Origin of the sequence: Arenibacter sp. F26102 (assembly GCF_023015865.1) — a bacterium.
In the GTDB taxonomy this organism is placed as follows: Bacteria; Bacteroidota; Bacteroidia; order Flavobacteriales; family Flavobacteriaceae; genus Arenibacter.
This window is the reverse complement of sequence record NZ_JALKBC010000014.1, coordinates 117,105-135,193: the sequence shown is the minus strand read 5'-3', so window position 1 is coordinate 135,193 and position 18,089 is coordinate 117,105. Positions and strand designations below refer to the sequence as shown.

The following is an 18,089-nucleotide window of genomic DNA, read 5'->3' as shown; positions in this document are numbered from 1 at the left end:
CAGTAACTCAGATTTTATGGAAGACAAAATAAATGCCTTTATGGAGGAGGTAAAAGGTCGTAATAGCCACGAGCCTGAATTCATACAAGCAGTACAAGAAGTAGCAGAAACAGTTTTACCCTACATTAGTAATAATGAGATTTACAATGGAAAGAATATTCTATTGAGGATGGTGGAGCCGGAAAGATTAATATCCTTCAGGGTTTCCTGGGTAGATGATGACGGGGAAATACATGTGAATAGAGGATATAGAATTCAAATGAATTCGGCTATCGGTCCTTATAAGGGTGGACTTAGGTTTCATCCTACCGTAAACGCAAGTGTTTTAAAATTCCTGGCCTTTGAACAGGTTTTTAAGAACAGCTTAACCACTCTGCCGATGGGCGGTGGAAAAGGAGGGTCCGACTTTGATCCGAAAGGAAAATCAAATGATGAGGTAATGCGTTTTTGCCATGCCTTTATGACGGAACTATGTAGGCACATTGGACCCAACACGGACGTTCCCGCTGGGGATATAGGCGTTGGCGCCAGGGAAATAGGTTTTCTGTTCGGGATGTATAAAAAGATCAGAAATGAGTTTACCGGGGTTTTAACCGGTAAAGGTCTTTCTTGGGGAGGGTCTAGAATACGCCCTGAAGCTACAGGTTACGGCACCGTATATTTTGCCCAAAGCATGTTGCAGTCCAAAAAGGACGATGTTAAGGGTAAAACCGTTGTAATTTCAGGTTCTGGTAACGTAGCACAATATGCAGCCGAAAAAGTAATCCACTTAGGTGGAAAAGTAGTTACGCTTTCCGATTCCAGTGGCTATATTTTCGATAAGGAAGGTATTGATACGGAAAAACTGGCCCTCGTAATGGATATTAAAAATAATAAACGCGGAAGAATATCCGATTATATTAAAAAGTATAAATCGGCAGAATTCCATGAAGGAAAAACACCATGGAGTGTTCCATGTGAAATTGCCCTGCCATGTGCAACCCAAAATGAGTTGGACGGCGAAGATGCCAAGTTGTTGTTAAAAAATGGATGTATCTGTGTTGCCGAAGGAGCCAATATGCCTTCTACCCCTGAAGCAATACATGCTTTTCACAAGGCAAAAATACTATTTGCTCCGGGAAAGGCGTCGAATGCCGGCGGAGTGGCCACTTCTGGTTTGGAAATGTCCCAGAATTCACTGCGCATTAGTTGGACCAGGGAAGAGGTAGATGAGCGTTTGCAAAAAATCATGAAGGACATTCATGATTCTTGTATAGAATATGGAATGGAAGAAGATGGATATTGTAACTATGTGAAAGGAGCAAATATTGCCGGTTTCGTAAAAGTTGCGGACGCAATGTTGGCACAGGGAGTAATATAGCGTTTTACAAATTGGTATTAGGTCCCGGTATCTTATTGGGAGTAAAGAATACTTTTATAAGCAAATCCGGACCCGTAAGGTTTTATATGACCTTACGGGTCTCTTTGTACTATCTTTGTTGCAAGATTTAGATCATAATGCAGGTTAACACGAAAGCCATTGTTTTAACGTCTATTAAATATGGGGATACCAGTTTAATAGTTAAAATGTTTACCTTATCGGATGGAATAAAATCCTATCTGTTGAAGGGTATTCTTACCTCAAAAAAGGGGAAGTTAAAAACGGCCTATTTTCAGCCTTTGCTGCAATTGGATTTGGTTGCTTCCCATAAGAACAAGGGAACCCTGGAAAGGATTATTGAAGCTAGGGTAAGTTATCACTACCAGACGCTCCACACCGATATTGCCAAAAATGCCATTACGTTTTTTTTGGCAGAAATGCTGGGTAATAGTATACATGAGGAGGAGCGCAATGAAGGGCTGTTTAACTTTATTGAAGCTTCTCTGCAGTGGTTGGATTCCCACGACGAATATGCTAATTTTCATCTTTACTTTTTATTGTCCTTGACCAAATATCTTGGTTTTTATCCAGACACCAATAATACGGATTTTTTATACTTTGACCTTTTGGAGGGGGAGTTTATAAAGTCACCATCCTTAAATCCAATCCTTGGCGGGGAGAATTTAATATACTTTAAGGACTTGTTGGGCATAAATTTTGATGCAATACATACTATTAAACTTAATAAAAGGAACCGTCAGGAACTCTTAAAAACCCTTGTCCTATATTTTGAATTACATTTGCAGGGATTTAGAAAACCGAAGTCATTGGCCGTTTTAAATGAAGTTTTTAGCTAATATGCAAAAGATTGTTTTCATAATTGTCCTCTTTTTATTTCAGGGGGTAACGGGACAGGAAATTATTATTTTGGACGAGGAGGACCATCAACCGATTCCCAATGTAATTGTTCATAATTGGGATAAATCCAGAACAACCCTTTCCGACTTTGATGGTAAGTGTGACCTGTCCAAATTTGATCAGGGCGAACGCATTACTTTTTCGCACATTGGTTACCAAAAATTTAGAAGTACAAAGGCCCATATGCTAAGAAAAGGAAAGCTCTATTTGGCACTGAATGCCGAGCAATTGGATGAGGTGGTGATGTCTATCTCAAAATGGGAACAACAGAAAAAGGATATTCCCCAGAAAATAGCCTTAATTAATGCCAAAACAATTGATTTTACAGCCCCCCAAACATCGGCTGATCTCCTTCAAAATAGTGGTAAAGTATTTGTACAGAAAAGTCAACTTGGAGGAGGAAGCCCAATGATTAGGGGTTTTGCAACAAATAGATTATTGCTTTCCGTAGATGGCGTACGCATGAACAACGCTATATTTAGGGGAGGTAACATACAAAATGTAATTTCCATTGACCCCTTTTCAATTAAAAGTACAGAAGTAATATTTGGACCTGGATCTGTAATCTATGGTTCTGATGCCATTGGTGGAGTTATGAATTTTTATACCAATAATCCACAATTTTCCAAGACGGATAGCATAAATTTTTCTGGGAAAGGAAATTATAGGTATTCCTCAGCAAATAACGAGAATACCTTTCATATGGATTTCAATTTGGGGAAAAAGGAATGGGCATTTTTGAGCAGTGTAACATATAACGAATTTGGCGATTTAAAGATGGGGTCCTATGGTCCAAAATCCTATTTAAGGAATAGTTATGTGGTAACAGAAAACGGTCAGGATGAGCTTCGGGAAAATCAAAATTCCCAAAAACAGTTGCCCTCAGGTTATGATCAAATTAATTTAATGCAAAAAGTGGTCTTTAAACCCAATAATAATTGGAACGTCAATTTAAGTGCGTATTATTCCGAAACCTCGGATTACTCCAGATATGACAGACTTATTAGACCCTCCAAGGACGGGCTTGGCCTACTTTCTGCGGAGTGGTTTTACGGCCCTCAGAAATGGTTCATGGGGAACCTTCAATTTTATAAAAATGGTAAAGGAAAGTTTTATGATGGACTAAAAATATCTACCGCCTATCAAAAGTTTGAGGAAAGTAGGAACGATAGGGGATTTCAAGACCCCATAAGGTATATGACCAAGGAGAATGTTGATGCTATTTCAGCAAACATAGATTTTGAAAACAAACGGATAGGAAATCTAAGGCTTTACTATGGAGGTGAGTACGTATTTAATAAAATTGGCTCCATTGGAAATGAGTATAATTTAGAGACCCTTGCTTTGTCACCTTCAGCATCAAGGTATCCTGATAATTCAACTTGGCAAACCCTTGCCGGCTATATTAGTGGTGAGTTAAGTGCCAAGCCAAACTTTACTTTCTTATCGGGACTGCGCTATAGTCATGTTTGGATTGATGCTGTTTTTGACCGGACTTTTTATTCCTTCCCTTTTAATGATGCCGATCTTAGCACGGGCGCCTTAACCGGCAGTATTGGCTTTAGTTGGTTTCCGAAAGCGGATTTACAGTTAACTTTCAACGGGTCTACGGGATTTAGGGCCCCAAATATAGATGATGTGGGTAAAATATTTGATTCCGAGCCGGGGTCAGTGGTGGTTCCAAATCCGGAATTGGAACCCGAATATGCCTATAATTTGGAGGTAGGTATCCAGAAAAATTTCAATGATAAATTAGTGCTAAAGGGAGCCACTTTTTATACTTATTTGGTAGATGCCTTGGTTCGAAGGGATTTTCAATTTAACGGGAGCAATGAAATAGATTATAATGGGGAGTTAAGTAATGTCCAGGCCATACAGAACGCGGCTAAAGCATATGTCTATGGTTTCGAGTTTGGAATGGATGCCTTTTTAACGGAAAGTCTGTCCGTAAATTCCAATCTTACCCTTACCAAAGGTATAGAAGAGGAACAGGATGGTACGGATACTCCGGGCAGACATGTGGCACCCACCTTTGGGGATTTTCATTTAATATGGAAGAAGCAAAATTTGAAAACCGATTTTTTTGTCAACTTTAATGGGGAAATTAGCTATGACGATATGGCAATGTCCGAAAAAACCAAAGAATATATATATGCAGTAGATGCGGATGGCAATCCCTACTCGCCATCTTGGTATACTTTGAACCTACGCTCACAATATCAGTTTTCGCAAGCATTAAAAGTTACGGTAAATTTGGAGAATATTACTGATCAAAGGTATCGTTCCTATTCCTCGGGAATAGTTGCCCCTGGAATCAATTTAATATTGGGGGTGGGATATACCTTCTAAAAAGTAAAACCCGGTATTCAAGTACCGGGCTTAAGTTTTAATGCAAAATGAGAAATCTATTCCTCGATTTCCTCTTCTACCTCCTTGACGGCGGCCTTAGTTTTATCAGCTGCCTTGTTGGCGGCATCTTTTACGTCTTCACCAACTTTCTTGGCGGCGTCACCGGCCTTATCCAAGGCTTCCGAACCGGCATCCTTCATATCGTCTCCCATTTCTTTGGCGGCATCCATGGCTTTGTTTGCAGCTCCTTTGGCATCTTCGCCAACTTTTTTCATATCCTCACCAACATCTTTTAAGGCTTCATTTGTTTCTTCAATAGCATCTTTGGCTTTGTCCTTGGTCTCTCTACACGATACAAATGAAATGCTGAGGGCTATCATCAAAATTGAACTTAAAATTGCTTTTTTCATGTTGTTAGTTTTAGAATTTAATTTGAATCTGATACCGATATATACGTAAAAATTGGAGATTTAGACCATATTTATTGTCCGAAGATTAAAAAAATTGTAAGAAAATTAATCGTTTAGGTTTCTGTGAATCAGGGCTCTACGTAAAAATCGATTTTTAAGGTCATTTTTCGGGTAGGGTAAGAATAGCCTTGATTGTTATATAGGCAAATGTTTAAAACTAAATTATTATGAAGAATTATTTAAAGATTTCAGGATTAGCTTTTATAGCGTTAGTTGGGATGATGTCATGTAATAAAGATGATGATTCCGCCATGGAGGGGGAATCGTATAATACATCATTTGAAGTTACGGATGCACCAATAGATAACGCCGATGTAGAGGCAGTTTTTGTTACAATTACCAATGTTTCCGTAGACGGAACGTCTTTGGAAGGTTTTAGCGCAACAACTATAAACCTAGCTGCTTTGGTCAATGGTAAAACAGAGGCTTTGGGCAACTTGGATCTGCAGGCTAAATCGTATTCAAGTATTGTTTTTGAATTGGATTTTGATAAGGATGTGAATGGTGATGCTCCTGGTTGTTACGTTGAAAAGGCCAACGGCGAAAAAGATGCTTTGGTTGCCTCGTCCAACAAAATTACCATAAATGATAAGTTCGAGGTTCTTGCAAATGCCACCAATGTAATTGTAGTGGACTTCGACCTTAGAAAAACTATAAAGGAAGAGAAGGACGGATTATCCAGCGACTTTAATTTTGTGACCATGAGCGAGCTTTCAGCAGGGATTAGAACTGTAAATGCAGAATTGACAGGGAAAATTTCAGGAAGTGCGAACGACGCTAACAACACATCAGACAAGATTATCGTTTACGCCTATGAAAAAGGTACTTTCGATGCCGATGTTGAAACCAAGGGAAAAGGGGACAGTGGAGTAACCTTTGCCAATGCGGTAACCAGTGCGGAAGTAAAAGGCCTAAACGGTTCCTATAGTCTGGATTTCTTGGAAGAAGGGGAGTACGAATTAATTTTTGCATCTTATAATGAGGATGAAGGTAGTGGGTTCTCTTTCAACGCTTTGTTGAATGTGGAGTCGACCACAGGGATTAATTTGGGTGCTATCACGGTAAGCTCGGCTATCCAAATAAGTGCAAATGTTACCGTAACCGGGACAAAATAATTTGAACTACTTAAATAAATTATAAAAAGCTCCTTTTCGAAGGGGCTTTTTGCTTGTTACAGATTCATTATACGCTAAAAATCATTAGTTTTGCAAACTTAAAATGAAGCATTAGAAGCTGTTATTATGAAGTTTGCAGAATACAAGGGTTTAGATTTACCGAAAGTTGCGGAGGAGGTATTACACTATTGGAAAGAGAACAATGTTTTTGAGAAAAGTGTAAGCAGTAGGGAAGGCAAAGATAGTTTTGTTTTCTACGAAGGACCACCTTCTGCAAATGGATTACCTGGTATTCACCATGTGATGGCCCGGACCATAAAGGATATTTTTCCGCGCTATAAGACCATGAAAGGTTTTCAAGTGAAGCGTAAGGCCGGATGGGATACCCATGGACTTCCAATAGAGTTGGGAGTTGAAAAGGAATTGGGTATCACTAAGGAAGACATTGGCACCAAAATATCCGTTGAAGAATACAACGCGGCCTGTAAGAAGGCGGTAATGCGGTATACCGATGTTTGGAACGCCATGACCGAAAGAGTTGGATATTGGGTAGATATGGAAGACCCCTATATTACCTACAAATCCAAGTATATGGAATCTGTTTGGTGGTTACTTAAACAGATATATGAAAAGGGGCTAATTTATAAGGGGTATACCATCCAACCCTATTCCCCAAAAGCAGGTACTGGATTAAGTTCTCACGAGCTAAATCAGCCGGGCACCTATCAAGATGTTACGGATACTACTGCAGTGGCCCAGTTTAAGACCCATAAAGAAACACTGCCCCAGAATTTTAAAGACGTCAAGGGTGATGTTTTCTTTTTGGCATGGACAACAACTCCATGGACATTGCCGTCGAATACAGCACTTACTGTGGGTTCCAAGATAGAATATGTTCTTGTGAGAACCTTCAACCAATATACTTTTGAACCTATGCACGTTGTTCTGGCCAAATCCTTGGTGGGAAAACAATTTAGCGGGAAGTTTTTTGTGGTGGAAAGTGATGCGGATTTTGAAAATTATACCTCTGCGGACAAGAAAATACCTTATCAAATTATTACCAGCGTAAAAGGACAGGACCTGGTTGGGGTTACATATGAACAACTACTGGATTATGTACAGCCTTATAAAAATCCAGAAAATGCCTTTAGGGTAATATCAGGTGATTTTGTTACCACGGAAGATGGTACTGGTATTGTGCACACGGCACCAACTTTTGGGGCAGATGATGCCTTGGTAGCAAAACTGGCCGAACCGGAGATACCTCCTATGTTGGTTTTGGATGAAAATAACAATCCAGTTCCCTTGGTGGATCTTCAGGGAAGATTTAGACCTGAAATGGGAGAGTTTGCCGGTAAATATGTAAAGAACGAGTATTACGAAGATGGTGAGGCGCCTGAGCGGTCGGTAGATGTAGAGATCGCCATCAAGTTAAAAGAAGAAAATAGGGCCTTCAAGGTGGAAAAATACGTTCACAGTTATCCCAACTGCTGGCGTACAGATAAGCCTATCCTATATTATCCCTTGGATTCATGGTTTATAAAGGTCACTGATGTAAAGGATAGGATGTTCCAATTAAATCAATCCATCAATTGGAAACCAAAAGCTACAGGGGAAGGAAGATTTGGCAATTGGTTGGCAAATGCCAATGATTGGAATCTCTCCCGCTCACGTTATTGGGGAATTCCGTTGCCAATATGGAGAACGGAAGATGGTAAGGAAGAACTGATGATAGGTTCTGTTGCCGAGCTTAAGGAGGAAATGAAAAAGGCTGTAGCTGCAGGAGTATTGGGGGAAGATATCTTTGCTGAATTTGTTGTTGGCGATATGACCGAGGCCAATTACGACAAAATAGACCTGCACAAGAATATTGTAGATCAAATAATCTTGGTGTCTGCCTCCGGAAAACCGATGAGGCGGGAAAGTGACTTGATAGATGTTTGGTTCGATAGTGGTTCTATGCCCTACGCGCAATGGCACTACCCTTTTGAGAATAAGAATTTAATAGATGAAGGAAAGACTTTCCCTGCCGATTTTATAGCGGAAGGGGTAGATCAAACCCGTGGTTGGTTTTATACACTACACGCCATAGCCACTATGGTATTCGATTCTGTGGCCTACAAAAATGTTGTTTCCAATGGTCTGGTGTTGGATAAGGAAGGTAAGAAAATGTCCAAACGACTTGGCAATGCGGTGGATCCTTTTGAAACAATGGATGAATTTGGGGCCGATGCCACTCGATGGTATATGATATCCAACGCAAATCCATGGGACAACCTCAAATTTGATGTGGAGGGCATTGCTGAAGTAAAACGTAAGTTTTTTGGAACTTTGTACAATACCTACTCATTTTTTGCACTGTATACCAACATAGATGGATTTAATTATAGCGAAGAGGAAATACCACTAAACGAAAGACCGGAAATAGATCAATGGATCTTATCCGAACTTCATTCATTGATCAAAGTTGTGGATGAAGCATATGGGGATTACGAACCTACCAGGGCTACCAGGGCCATATCGGATTATGTGCAGGAACACCTTAGTAATTGGTATGTGCGCCTGAGCAGAAGACGCTTTTGGAAGGGTGATTATCAAAAAGATAAAATATCGGCTTACCAAACACTCTATACCTGTTTATCCACTGTGGCAAAACTTTCCGCTCCGGTTGCTCCATTTTATATGGATAGACTATACAAAGATTTAACGATTACGACACAGAAAGAGCCTTTTGAAAGTGTACATTTGGCCGATTTCCCTAATTATGATTCCTCGTTGGTAAATAAGGAACTGGAAAGTAAAATGGCTAAGGCTCAGACTATATCATCCTTGGTTCTGTCCATTCGTCAGAAAGAGAAGATCAAAGTACGCCAACCATTGCAAAAGATTATGATTCCGGTATTGGACAATAAACAAAGGTTGGAAATTGAAGCTGTTGCCGATTTAATAAAGTCCGAGGTGAACGTGAAAGAGATAGAATTGTTGGATGACGCTTCTGGAATCTTGGTAAAACAAATTAAACCCAATTTTAAAACCTTGGGGCCAAAGTTTGGGAAGGATATGAAGTTGATTGCCAGTGCAGTAGCGCAGTTGGATCAGGATGATATCCAAAAAATTGAACAGGAAGGCGAAATTTTACTGCATATTGATAATAAAAGTATTACTTTACAGTTACAGGATGTAGAAGTTTCCTCCCAAGATATAGAAGGTTGGTTGGTGGCAAGTTCAGGACATCTTACAGTGGCCTTGGATATTTCCATCAATGAGGACCTGAGAAAGGAAGGTATTGCTAGGGAACTAGTCAATAGAATTCAAAACCTAAGAAAGGAATCTGGTTTTGAAGTGACAGATAAAATAGATATTAAATTATTGAAAAATGGATTTGTCCAGGACGCGGTAGAAAGTAATATTGCATATATTAAGACCGAGACCTTGGCAGCAGAACTTAACTTTGAAGAGAGCATGGACATGGGAATAGAAATAGCTTTCGATGAAGTTAATACCAGATTGTTTATAGTAAAACATTAAGATTATGGCCGAAGAATTAAAAGTAAGATATGCGGATAAGGATTTAAACGAGTTTAAAATCCTGATCGAGGAGAAAATTGTAAAAGCAAAAAGTCACTTGGAACTTTTAAAGAGTTCTTATATGAATGATGGTAACAACGGTACAGATGATACCTCACCAACGTTCAAGGCATTTGAGGAAGGCTCGGAAACAATGAGCAAAGAAGCTAATACCCAATTGGCAATTCGACAAGAGAAGTTTATTAGAGATCTAAAAAACGCTTTGTTACGAATAGAAAACAAAACCTATGGTATTTGCCGTGTTACTGGAAAGTTGATCAGTAAAGAACGACTAAAGCTAGTGCCTCACGCTACGCTTAGTATAGAAGCAAAAAATATGCAATCCTAAAATTTAAAAACGCCTGAAAAGGCGTTTTTTTATTATGAGACTAGTTGTAGTTCTTCTCTTCCTAATGGGTACTTGTATTTTAGCAGCCCAAAAGATGGTCGTTAAAACCATGGAAGATTCCAATATTTCGTTTATTCAGATCAATGCCAAGAATTGTTATTCCGTTGCCTTGGAAACTGTGGATATACCCAATATAACCGTGGTGGGGACTATTGATGGTGAGTATCTGCAAAATTTATTGGTAAATGTAAAACAAGAGGGAACTTCACTTTTGGTCGATACCGGATTTCAACCCAATTTTATTCCTCCGAACGACAAATTAAGTACACACAAGGTGGTTTCCATCTCATTAAAAATATCCATACCAAAATCCCTCAATGTCCTGTTGTACGGTACCAGTAGCAATGTTAAAGTAACCGGGGAATATTCAGGACTAAAAATCAGCTTGTCCGATGGCGCATGCGCCTTTAAGGGAGAAGGAGAAAATGTTTCTGTGAGCACCCAAAGTGGAAATATAGATCTAATTACAAAAAATGCCGATATTATTGCAATTACCAAATATGGCCAAATTAATCGGGACGCTATTTCTTCTGGAGATAATCATTTTAGGCTTAATTCTGTAAGCGGAAATATCAACATAAGGAAAACCGAATAATATGTTTATTTTTGCCGAACCTATTTTTTAAATAATGAGTTTAAAGAAATCCCTGATTATCATAATCATAATACTGGCTATCGACCAGATAAGTAAAGTTTATATTAAAACACACTTTGTTTTAGGCGAATCGGTAGATGTATTTAGTTGGTTCAAGATTTTGTTTATTGAAAATGAAGGTGCTGCCTGGGGAACTAAATTAAGCGATTTGCTGCCCATATCGGATGTGGTAGGAAAGTTGATACTGACCATATTTCGGTTATTCGCTATTGTTGGAATTGGGTACTGGTTGTATGATACCATTAAAAAGAATTCTTCAAAAACCCTAATACTGGCTGTATCGCTCATATTCGCAGGTGCATTGGGAAATATTTTGGATTCTGTATTTTACGGTTTGATCTTTAACGATAGCTATTCACAAGTAGCAACGGCCTTTTCTTCGGAGCCATATGGTAGTATATTTCATGGAAAGGTGGTAGATATGCTTTACTTTCCTATGATAGACGCAGTATGGCCGGAGTGGGTGCCCATGGTGGGTGGAAATAATTTTCGTTTTTTCGAACCTGTTTTCAATATTGCGGATACGGCTATTAGCACAGGCGTGGGCATCTTAATTGTTTTCAATAAAAAAGCTTTTGCGGAAAGTTCGGAAGAAGTTAAAACGAATGTATCCGATCAGGGGTAACACAATAGTTTAAAGGTATATCCTGCGGATTTATGTCCATTATTTTTTCCTCTGCCTCAAAAAGGGAAAGTCCCACCTTAATAACATCGGGTTTGCACTTTTGTAGTAGCACATCATAAAAACCCTTCCCATAACCAACTCTGTGGCCCTCTAGGTCAAATGCCATTAACGGAAGAAATACGACGTCTATTTTCTCCGGAGGCACTTCAATTCCGTCTACCGGTTCAGGGATGTTCCAGTGATTTTTTTTTATTATGGTATTATCGGTAAGTAAAAAGTTGATCAGATTTTGGTCGTCCAACATTTTAGGAAGTAGAATATTTTTGTCCTTGCCTTGTAAAATGGACATTATAAAGCTGGTGTCAACTTCTTTTTTTTCGGTAATTGAAAGGAATAAATGATAGTAGGAATAATTCCAAATGGGTAATTTAAGCAGCAGGTTGGCTAGTGATAAACTTAAATCTGATATTTTTTGTGGAGTAAGATTTTTACGGCGTTCGGAGTAGATTAAACGCAAATCCTTTTTCAACATATTAGTTGGTTATAATCGGAGCTTTCGTGGGAAGGGATAAATCAGAAAAACTATTCCTTGGAAGCCACAGCATAATAAATTTTGAAAAAAAGCATAAGAATTAAATACGTTCCCAAAGTTATTATATAGTTGTCCATGCGTTAAATAATTTTAATTTTTCTAAATATAGGTAAAATATTAATTAATCATCCACCAAGGGTATCATTTTATCGATGAAATACACGGTTTTTAACAATTATTTTGGATTTTGGACTATTTGTCACGTAAAACTTTTAAATGAATTGCTTTAAAATGCTGTTTTACAATTAGTTATAAAATAGTGTACGATAACGGAAATTTGGACTCAAAATGCATTTAATCGATAATTTTTTTTGGCTTAACGAATTTTATTGGATTACAGATGGAAAATGAGGATTGCTAATTTTCAAATTAAGTATGCAGGTGTTAACTAAAGGGTTACCTAATTTATCTTTTACAAATTTGAAGAAGGGAGTTAAAAAGGTATAAATTTTGTGTCCTTTGGGAAAAAGACAGTAATTTTCCTAAGTCAAGTAAATTAGAAAATCTCCTTAATATAAATGTCCCATATACCTATAGAAGTTCAATTGAGTTCTCTTCCTGCCAATCCAGGGGTATATCAATTTTATGATGTTGAAGATAGGATTCTATATGTAGGTAAGGCCAAGAACCTAAAAAAAAGGGTCAGTTCATATTTTAATAAGCAACATGAGATAGGAAAGACCCGTGTTCTTGTTAAGAAAATAAGATCTATTAGACATATTGTGGTGCCTACCGAGTCCGATGCCCTTTTATTGGAAAATAATCTAATTAAGAAATACCGCCCTAGGTACAATGTATTGCTCAAGGACGATAAAACGTTTCCATGGATTTGTATCAAAAAGGAAAAGTTTCCCAGGATCTTTCCTACCAGGAAATTTATAAAGGATGGGTCGGAATATTTTGGGCCGTACACAAGTATGAAAACCGTTCATACCTTATTGGACCTAATAAAAAGTGTATATCCGTTGCGCACATGTAATTATGATCTTTCTTCAGAGAAAGTAGCGGCAGGTAAATATAAGGTTTGTTTGGAGTATCATTTGGGAAATTGTAAGGGACCCTGTGAAGGTTACCAGTTGGAGGAAGACTACAATAGGCAGATACAGGAGATACGGGAAATTATTAAAGGTAATTTCAAATCATCCCTTCACTATTTCAAAACGCAGATGATTTCCTTGGCACAGGATATGAAGTTTGAGGAAGCACAACTAATAAAGGATAAGATAGATGTTTTGGAAAATTATCAGGTAAAGACCACCATTGTAAACCCAAAGATCAATAATGTGGATGTGTTTACCATAATTTCCGATGAGGTTTTTGCATACGTTAATTTTCTGCAACTTTCCCATGGCTCCATAATACGTTCCCATACCATGGAAATAAAAAAGAAATTGGATGAAACGGATAGTGATTTGCTACAATTGGCGATAGTTGAAATAAGACAAAGATTCAATTCGCATTCAACCGAGATATATGTCCCTTTTGCGGTTACCTTGGAAGCGCACCTAAAAGTGGTCGTGCCCAAGTTGGGAGATAAAAAAAAGATACTGGATCTTTCAGAGCGAAATGCCAAATTTTTTAGGCAGGACCGGTTTAAACAAATAATGATTATTGATCCTGACAGACATACAAATAGAATAATGGGGCAAATGAAAAAGGATTTGCGACTTTCAACGGAACCAAGACATATTGAGTGTTTTGATAACTCCAACATCCAGGGAAGCAATCCTGTAGCGGCCTGTGTTGTTTTTAGGGATGGTAAGCCTTCCAAAAAGGAGTATAGGCATTATAATATCAAAACTGTTGAAGGCCCTGATGACTTTGCTTCTATGGAGGAGGTTGTTTATAGGCGTTATAAGCGTCTTTTGGAGGAGCAACAGCCTTTGCCTCAACTTATTGTTATAGATGGGGGTAAGGGGCAGCTGTCATCCGCCTTAAAAAGTTTGGATATGCTGGGCTTAAGAGGAAAAATTGCCATTATAGGTATTGCTAAAAGATTGGAGGAAATTTACTTCCCAGAAGATCCTATTCCTTTATATTTGGATAAAAAGTCCGAATCGTTGAAGATAATTCAACAACTGCGAAATGAAGCCCACAGATTTGGGATTACATTTCACAGAAATAAACGAAGCAAGGCTGCTATTAACTCCGAATTGGAAAGTATAGAGGGAATAGGGGAAAAAACCGTTGAGGAATTGCTGAAAAATTATAAATCGGTTAAAAGGATAAAGGAAGCCAGTTTGGAGAATTTGGCTAAAACCATTGGAATGTCAAAAGCCAAGAAAATTTACGAAAACTTTCATTAAAGAGTTACCTTAACTACATGCTAAAGTCACTATACATATTATGTTTACTAATTTTTCCACAACTGTTCCTTGCACAGGAAAAGACGGAAAATAAGGATGCGAAGGATGTAAAAGTGGGGCTTGTATTGAGCGGTGGTGGCGCAAAGGGATTGGCCCATATAGGAGCCTTAAAGGTTATTGAAGAGGCTGGGGTTAAAATCGACTATATAACTGGAACCAGTATGGGGGCAATTGTTGGGGCCCTCTACGCTTCGGGTTATTCTGCAAAAGAATTGGATTCCATATTTAAAAATACCGATTTCGAGTCATTGATTCAGGACAATGTACCTAGAAGCGCCAAAACATTTTATGAGAAGGAAGATTCGGAAAGATATGCCCTGACGCTTCCGTTCAACAAGTTTAAAATTTCCATTCCCCAGGCCATTTCTGGAGGACAAAGTATATATAACGAGTTCGTTAGGTTGTTGTTCCATGTTAAGGATATTGAGGATTTCAGTAAACTTCCAATCCCTTTTTTATGTGTCGCCACAGATGTAGAAACTGGAGATCAGGTATTGTTGGATAAAGGCTATTTGCCCGAGGCAATTCTAGCTAGTGGAACGTTTCCCTCACTTTTTAGACCCGTAGAGATCAACGGAAGGGTTTTGATTGACGGAGGTGTGGTAAATAATTATCCTATCGGGGAATTAAAGAAGATGGGTGCCGATGTGGTAATAGGTGTGGATGTACAGCATGGGCTGTCCGATAGGGAATCCTTATTGAGTGCAACGGAAATACTGCTACAGATCAATAATTACAGAACGGTAAGGGATATGGAAAAAAAGTCGGCCCAAACCGACGTATATATCACCCCGGATATTAAGGATTACTCGGTGATAGATTTTGACATGGGAAAAGTAATCATAGATAGGGGCGTGGAAGCGGCTAGATTGCATTTGTCGGAATTGTATAAAATTGCGGATGACCACAATATTCAGAGGCAAAAGATTATAGCTGCCGGGATAAATGATACGCTTTTGGTCAATGAATTAACAATCCAAGGGAATTATAATTATTCCAGGGCCTATATAAAAGGTAAATTAAGATTCAATGTAGACGATAAAATAACCTTTAAAAAATTGCAGCAGGGAATCAACAATTTGTCCGCCACAGGAAACTTTAGGGCCATTAAATACGAACTGCTTAATAATGGGGAAGGGGTGGAGCTGTTGTTGGACGTTAAGGAAAACCCTGATAAGATGTTCATTCGCCTTGGAGTTCATTTTGATGATCTTTACAAAAGTGCGGGAATTGTAAACCTTACGAGGAAGAACGTTTTAATGGACGACGATGTGGCCTCTATCGATTTGATAATAGGTGACAATCTTAGGTATAACTTGGAATATTATGTGGATAAAGGCTTTTATTGGAGTTTTGGTATAAATTCCAGATTCGATGATTTTAATAAGGAAATTGATTTTGATTTGATAAAATCCAATTTTGATGTAGACAATAATTCCAATATTAGAAAAATAAACTTAAGCGCTACGGATTTAACGAATCAAGTTTATGTGCAAACCGTAATAGAGGAAGAATTTTCTTTTATTCTTGGATTGGAACATAAATTATTGAAATATAGCACCAAAACCTTAGGACAATTGGATACCATTGCCAATCCTTCCGGCACCGGAAATAAGAGGACCTATTTTGAAAAAAGCAGCTATTACAGTACATATGGGCAGCTTACCTTTGATTCTTATGATGATATTTATTTCCCTACCAAAGGTTTGTTTTTTGATGGGGACTTTCATTTTTATGTATTATCGACCGACTTCAACGATAATTTCAAGGAATTCTCCATCGGTAAGGCGAGAATGGGAGGGGCATTTTCCTTGGCAAGAAATCTTTACTTAAATCTGGAAACGGAAGGAGGATTTAAATGGGGGATATCTCCTGTTACCTCCCTCGATTTTGTGTTAGGCGGTTATGGGAACCATTTAATAAACAATTTTACACCGTTTTACGGATATGATTTTCTAAGTTTGGTAGGGAATAGCTATGTTAAGGCGTACGCCAGAATGGATTTTGAGTTTGTTTCCAAGAACCATATGTTGTTTGCTGCAAATTTTGCCAATGTGGGTGATGATCTGTTTAGAACGGCAGATTGGTTTAAAGCTCCAGAGTATTCCGGCTATGCACTGGGTTATGGACTTGAATCTTTTATTGGCCCTATTCAGGTGTTCTATTCCTATTCCCCCGAAATTAAGGAGAACCACTTCTTTTTTAGTATAGGTTATTGGTTTTAGGCGTGGCTTAGGCAGGGGTTCTGACATATTAAAAAGGACTGGCCTTAACAGTTATTACCAAGATTTATTACGATATTTGTTAAATAGGTTTTTGGTCATGCTACAATTTAGAATTGATATTACTGCCCATCTTAGGGCAATGTGGTAATTTACCGCAACATATTGGTTATCTGAGCTCTGGCTTATTCGATAACAGCAATTTTCATTTTTTTTAGCTAAGGATTTGGCTATTAATGTTACAATTCAATTCAAAAGTCTTTTAACTATGGCAACAACAGATAAATCATCTTTAAAATTAACTAAAGAGAATTTGGAAGCTGAGGATTTTCTTCCGCTTTTGGGTACCGATTTTGTAGAACTATATGTGGGAAATGCCAAGCAGGCAGCTTACTATTATATGGCGGCATGGGGTTTTCAGCCCTTGGCTTATGCCGGATTGGAAACAGGGATTAAAGATCGGGTCTCCTATGTATTACAACAGGATAAAATTAGATTGGTATTAACTTCTCCCCTAAAATCCGGAGGGGATATCAATAGACATATTGACGCGCATGGCGATGGGGTAAAGGTAATAGCATTATGGGTAGATGATGCTAGGGAGAGTTATGTGGAAACGATGAAACGTGGGGCGGAAAGTTATTTTGAGCCTAGAGCGAAAAGAGATGCTGATGGAGAGGTGGTTCTATCCGGTATCCATACCTATGGGGAAACGGTACATGTCTTTGTGGAACGCAAGAACTATAAGGGGGCTTTCATGCCCGGATATCGGCCTTGGAAACCTTTTTATAAACCTGCGGATGTGGGGCTAAAGTATATAGACCATATTGTGGGCAATGTGGGCTGGAACGAAATGAACAAATGGTGCCAGTTCTATGCAAAGGTAATGGGGTTTGCCCAGTTGGTCTCTTTTGACGACAAGGATATATCAACAGAGTATACTGCTTTAATGAGCAAGGTAATGAGTAATGGGAACGGCAGAATCAAATTTCCAATAAATGAACCCGCAGACGGAAGAAAAAAATCACAAATAGAAGAGTATATAGAATTTTATAATGGTGCAGGGGTACAGCATATGGCATTGGCCACCGACAATATTATTGAAACGGTGACCTCGCTAAAGAATAGAGGGGTCGAGTTCCTTACCATACCTTCCAGTTATTATGAAGATGTGCTGGATAGAGTGGGTAAAATAGATGAGGATTTGGCACCCTTGAGTGAGCTTGGGATACTTATAGATAGGGATGATGAGGGATATTTGCTGCAGATCTTTACCAAGCCTATTTTGGATCGGCCTACCATGTTTATTGAAGTTATTCAGAGGAAGGGTGCAAAATCTTTTGGAAAGGGAAATTTTAAGGCATTGTTTGAAGCAATAGAGCGCGAACAAGAGTCGCGAGGAACGTTATAGAAAGGGCTTTTTCTTAACTTTTTGCCAATT

The 18,089-nt window shown here is 38.6% G+C and carries 13 protein-coding genes; 11 read left to right on the top strand and 2 right to left on the bottom strand.

Annotated features, from left to right (window positions below; genetic code table 11):
- The first annotated feature begins 16 nt into the window (after window positions 1-16).
- From gdhA to MWU78_RS17655, 3 genes are all read left to right on the top strand, one after another.
- Entirely contained in the window at window positions 17-1,360 is a 1,344-nt protein-coding gene (gene gdhA, locus MWU78_RS17665) for an NADP-specific glutamate dehydrogenase (protein WP_247000184.1), read from the top strand.
- 137 nt (window positions 1,361-1,497) lie between these two features.
- Window positions 1,498-2,217: a DNA repair protein RecO gene (recO, locus tag MWU78_RS17660; RefSeq protein WP_247000182.1), complete on the top strand. Its 720-nt coding sequence runs from the start codon at window positions 1,498-1,500 to the stop codon at window positions 2,215-2,217.
- Between the two features lies 1 nt (window position 2,218).
- A complete protein-coding gene (locus MWU78_RS17655; protein ID WP_247000180.1) occupies window positions 2,219-4,627 on the top strand; it encodes a TonB-dependent receptor in 2,409 nt (802 codons plus the stop codon).
- 56 nt (window positions 4,628-4,683) lie between these two features.
- On the opposite strand, the gene MWU78_RS17650 is transcribed toward MWU78_RS17655, so the two are convergent.
- Window positions 4,684-5,037 carry a hypothetical protein gene (locus MWU78_RS17650; RefSeq protein WP_247000178.1) on the bottom strand — a complete coding sequence of 118 codons (354 nt, stop codon included), beginning with the start codon at window positions 5,035-5,037 and terminating at the stop codon, window positions 4,684-4,686.
- A gap of 227 nt (window positions 5,038-5,264) precedes the next feature.
- Between MWU78_RS17650 and MWU78_RS17645 the strand changes: the two genes are divergently transcribed.
- The 5 genes from MWU78_RS17645 (at window position 5,265) to MWU78_RS17625 (ending at window position 11,468) form a co-directional block, all read left to right on the top strand.
- Window positions 5,265-6,212, top strand: a complete 948-nt coding sequence (locus MWU78_RS17645) for a DUF4382 domain-containing protein (RefSeq protein WP_247000176.1) — start codon at window positions 5,265-5,267, stop codon at window positions 6,210-6,212.
- Window positions 6,213-6,338: 126 nt separating this feature from the next.
- Window positions 6,339-9,740 (top strand): isoleucine--tRNA ligase, encoded by a 3,402-nt coding sequence (gene ileS, locus MWU78_RS17640; protein ID WP_247000174.1) that lies wholly within the window; start codon window positions 6,339-6,341, stop codon window positions 9,738-9,740.
- 4 nt (window positions 9,741-9,744) lie between these two features.
- Window positions 9,745-10,128, top strand: a complete 384-nt coding sequence (locus MWU78_RS17635; protein ID WP_247000172.1) for a TraR/DksA C4-type zinc finger protein — start codon at window positions 9,745-9,747, stop codon at window positions 10,126-10,128.
- A 34-nt stretch (window positions 10,129-10,162) separates the two neighbouring features.
- Entirely contained in the window at window positions 10,163-10,783 is a 621-nt protein-coding gene (locus MWU78_RS17630) for a hypothetical protein (RefSeq protein ID WP_247000170.1), read from the top strand.
- A 34-nt stretch (window positions 10,784-10,817) separates the two neighbouring features.
- Window positions 10,818-11,468 carry a lipoprotein signal peptidase gene (locus MWU78_RS17625; RefSeq protein ID WP_247000168.1) on the top strand — a complete coding sequence of 217 codons (651 nt, stop codon included), beginning with the start codon at window positions 10,818-10,820 and terminating at the stop codon, window positions 11,466-11,468.
- Here the strand turns inward: MWU78_RS17625 and MWU78_RS17620 are convergent.
- Window positions 11,440-12,000, bottom strand: coding sequence for a 5-formyltetrahydrofolate cyclo-ligase (locus MWU78_RS17620; RefSeq protein ID WP_247000165.1), 561 nt, complete (start codon window positions 11,998-12,000; stop codon window positions 11,440-11,442). The genes MWU78_RS17625 and MWU78_RS17620 overlap by 29 nt on opposite strands.
- A gap of 578 nt (window positions 12,001-12,578) precedes the next feature.
- On the opposite strand from MWU78_RS17620, the gene uvrC reads away from it, so the two are divergent.
- From uvrC to hppD, 3 genes are all read left to right on the top strand, one after another.
- Window positions 12,579-14,366 carry an excinuclease ABC subunit UvrC gene (gene uvrC / locus MWU78_RS17615; RefSeq protein ID WP_247000163.1) on the top strand — a complete coding sequence of 596 codons (1,788 nt, stop codon included), beginning with the start codon at window positions 12,579-12,581 and terminating at the stop codon, window positions 14,364-14,366.
- A gap of 17 nt (window positions 14,367-14,383) precedes the next feature.
- Window positions 14,384-16,651 (top strand): patatin-like phospholipase family protein, encoded by a 2,268-nt coding sequence (locus tag MWU78_RS17610; RefSeq protein ID WP_247000162.1) that lies wholly within the window; start codon window positions 14,384-14,386, stop codon window positions 16,649-16,651.
- A gap of 265 nt (window positions 16,652-16,916) precedes the next feature.
- Window positions 16,917-18,059, top strand: coding sequence for a 4-hydroxyphenylpyruvate dioxygenase (gene hppD, locus MWU78_RS17605; protein ID WP_247000160.1), 1,143 nt, complete (start codon window positions 16,917-16,919; stop codon window positions 18,057-18,059).
- Window positions 18,060-18,089: the final 30 nt, after the last annotated feature.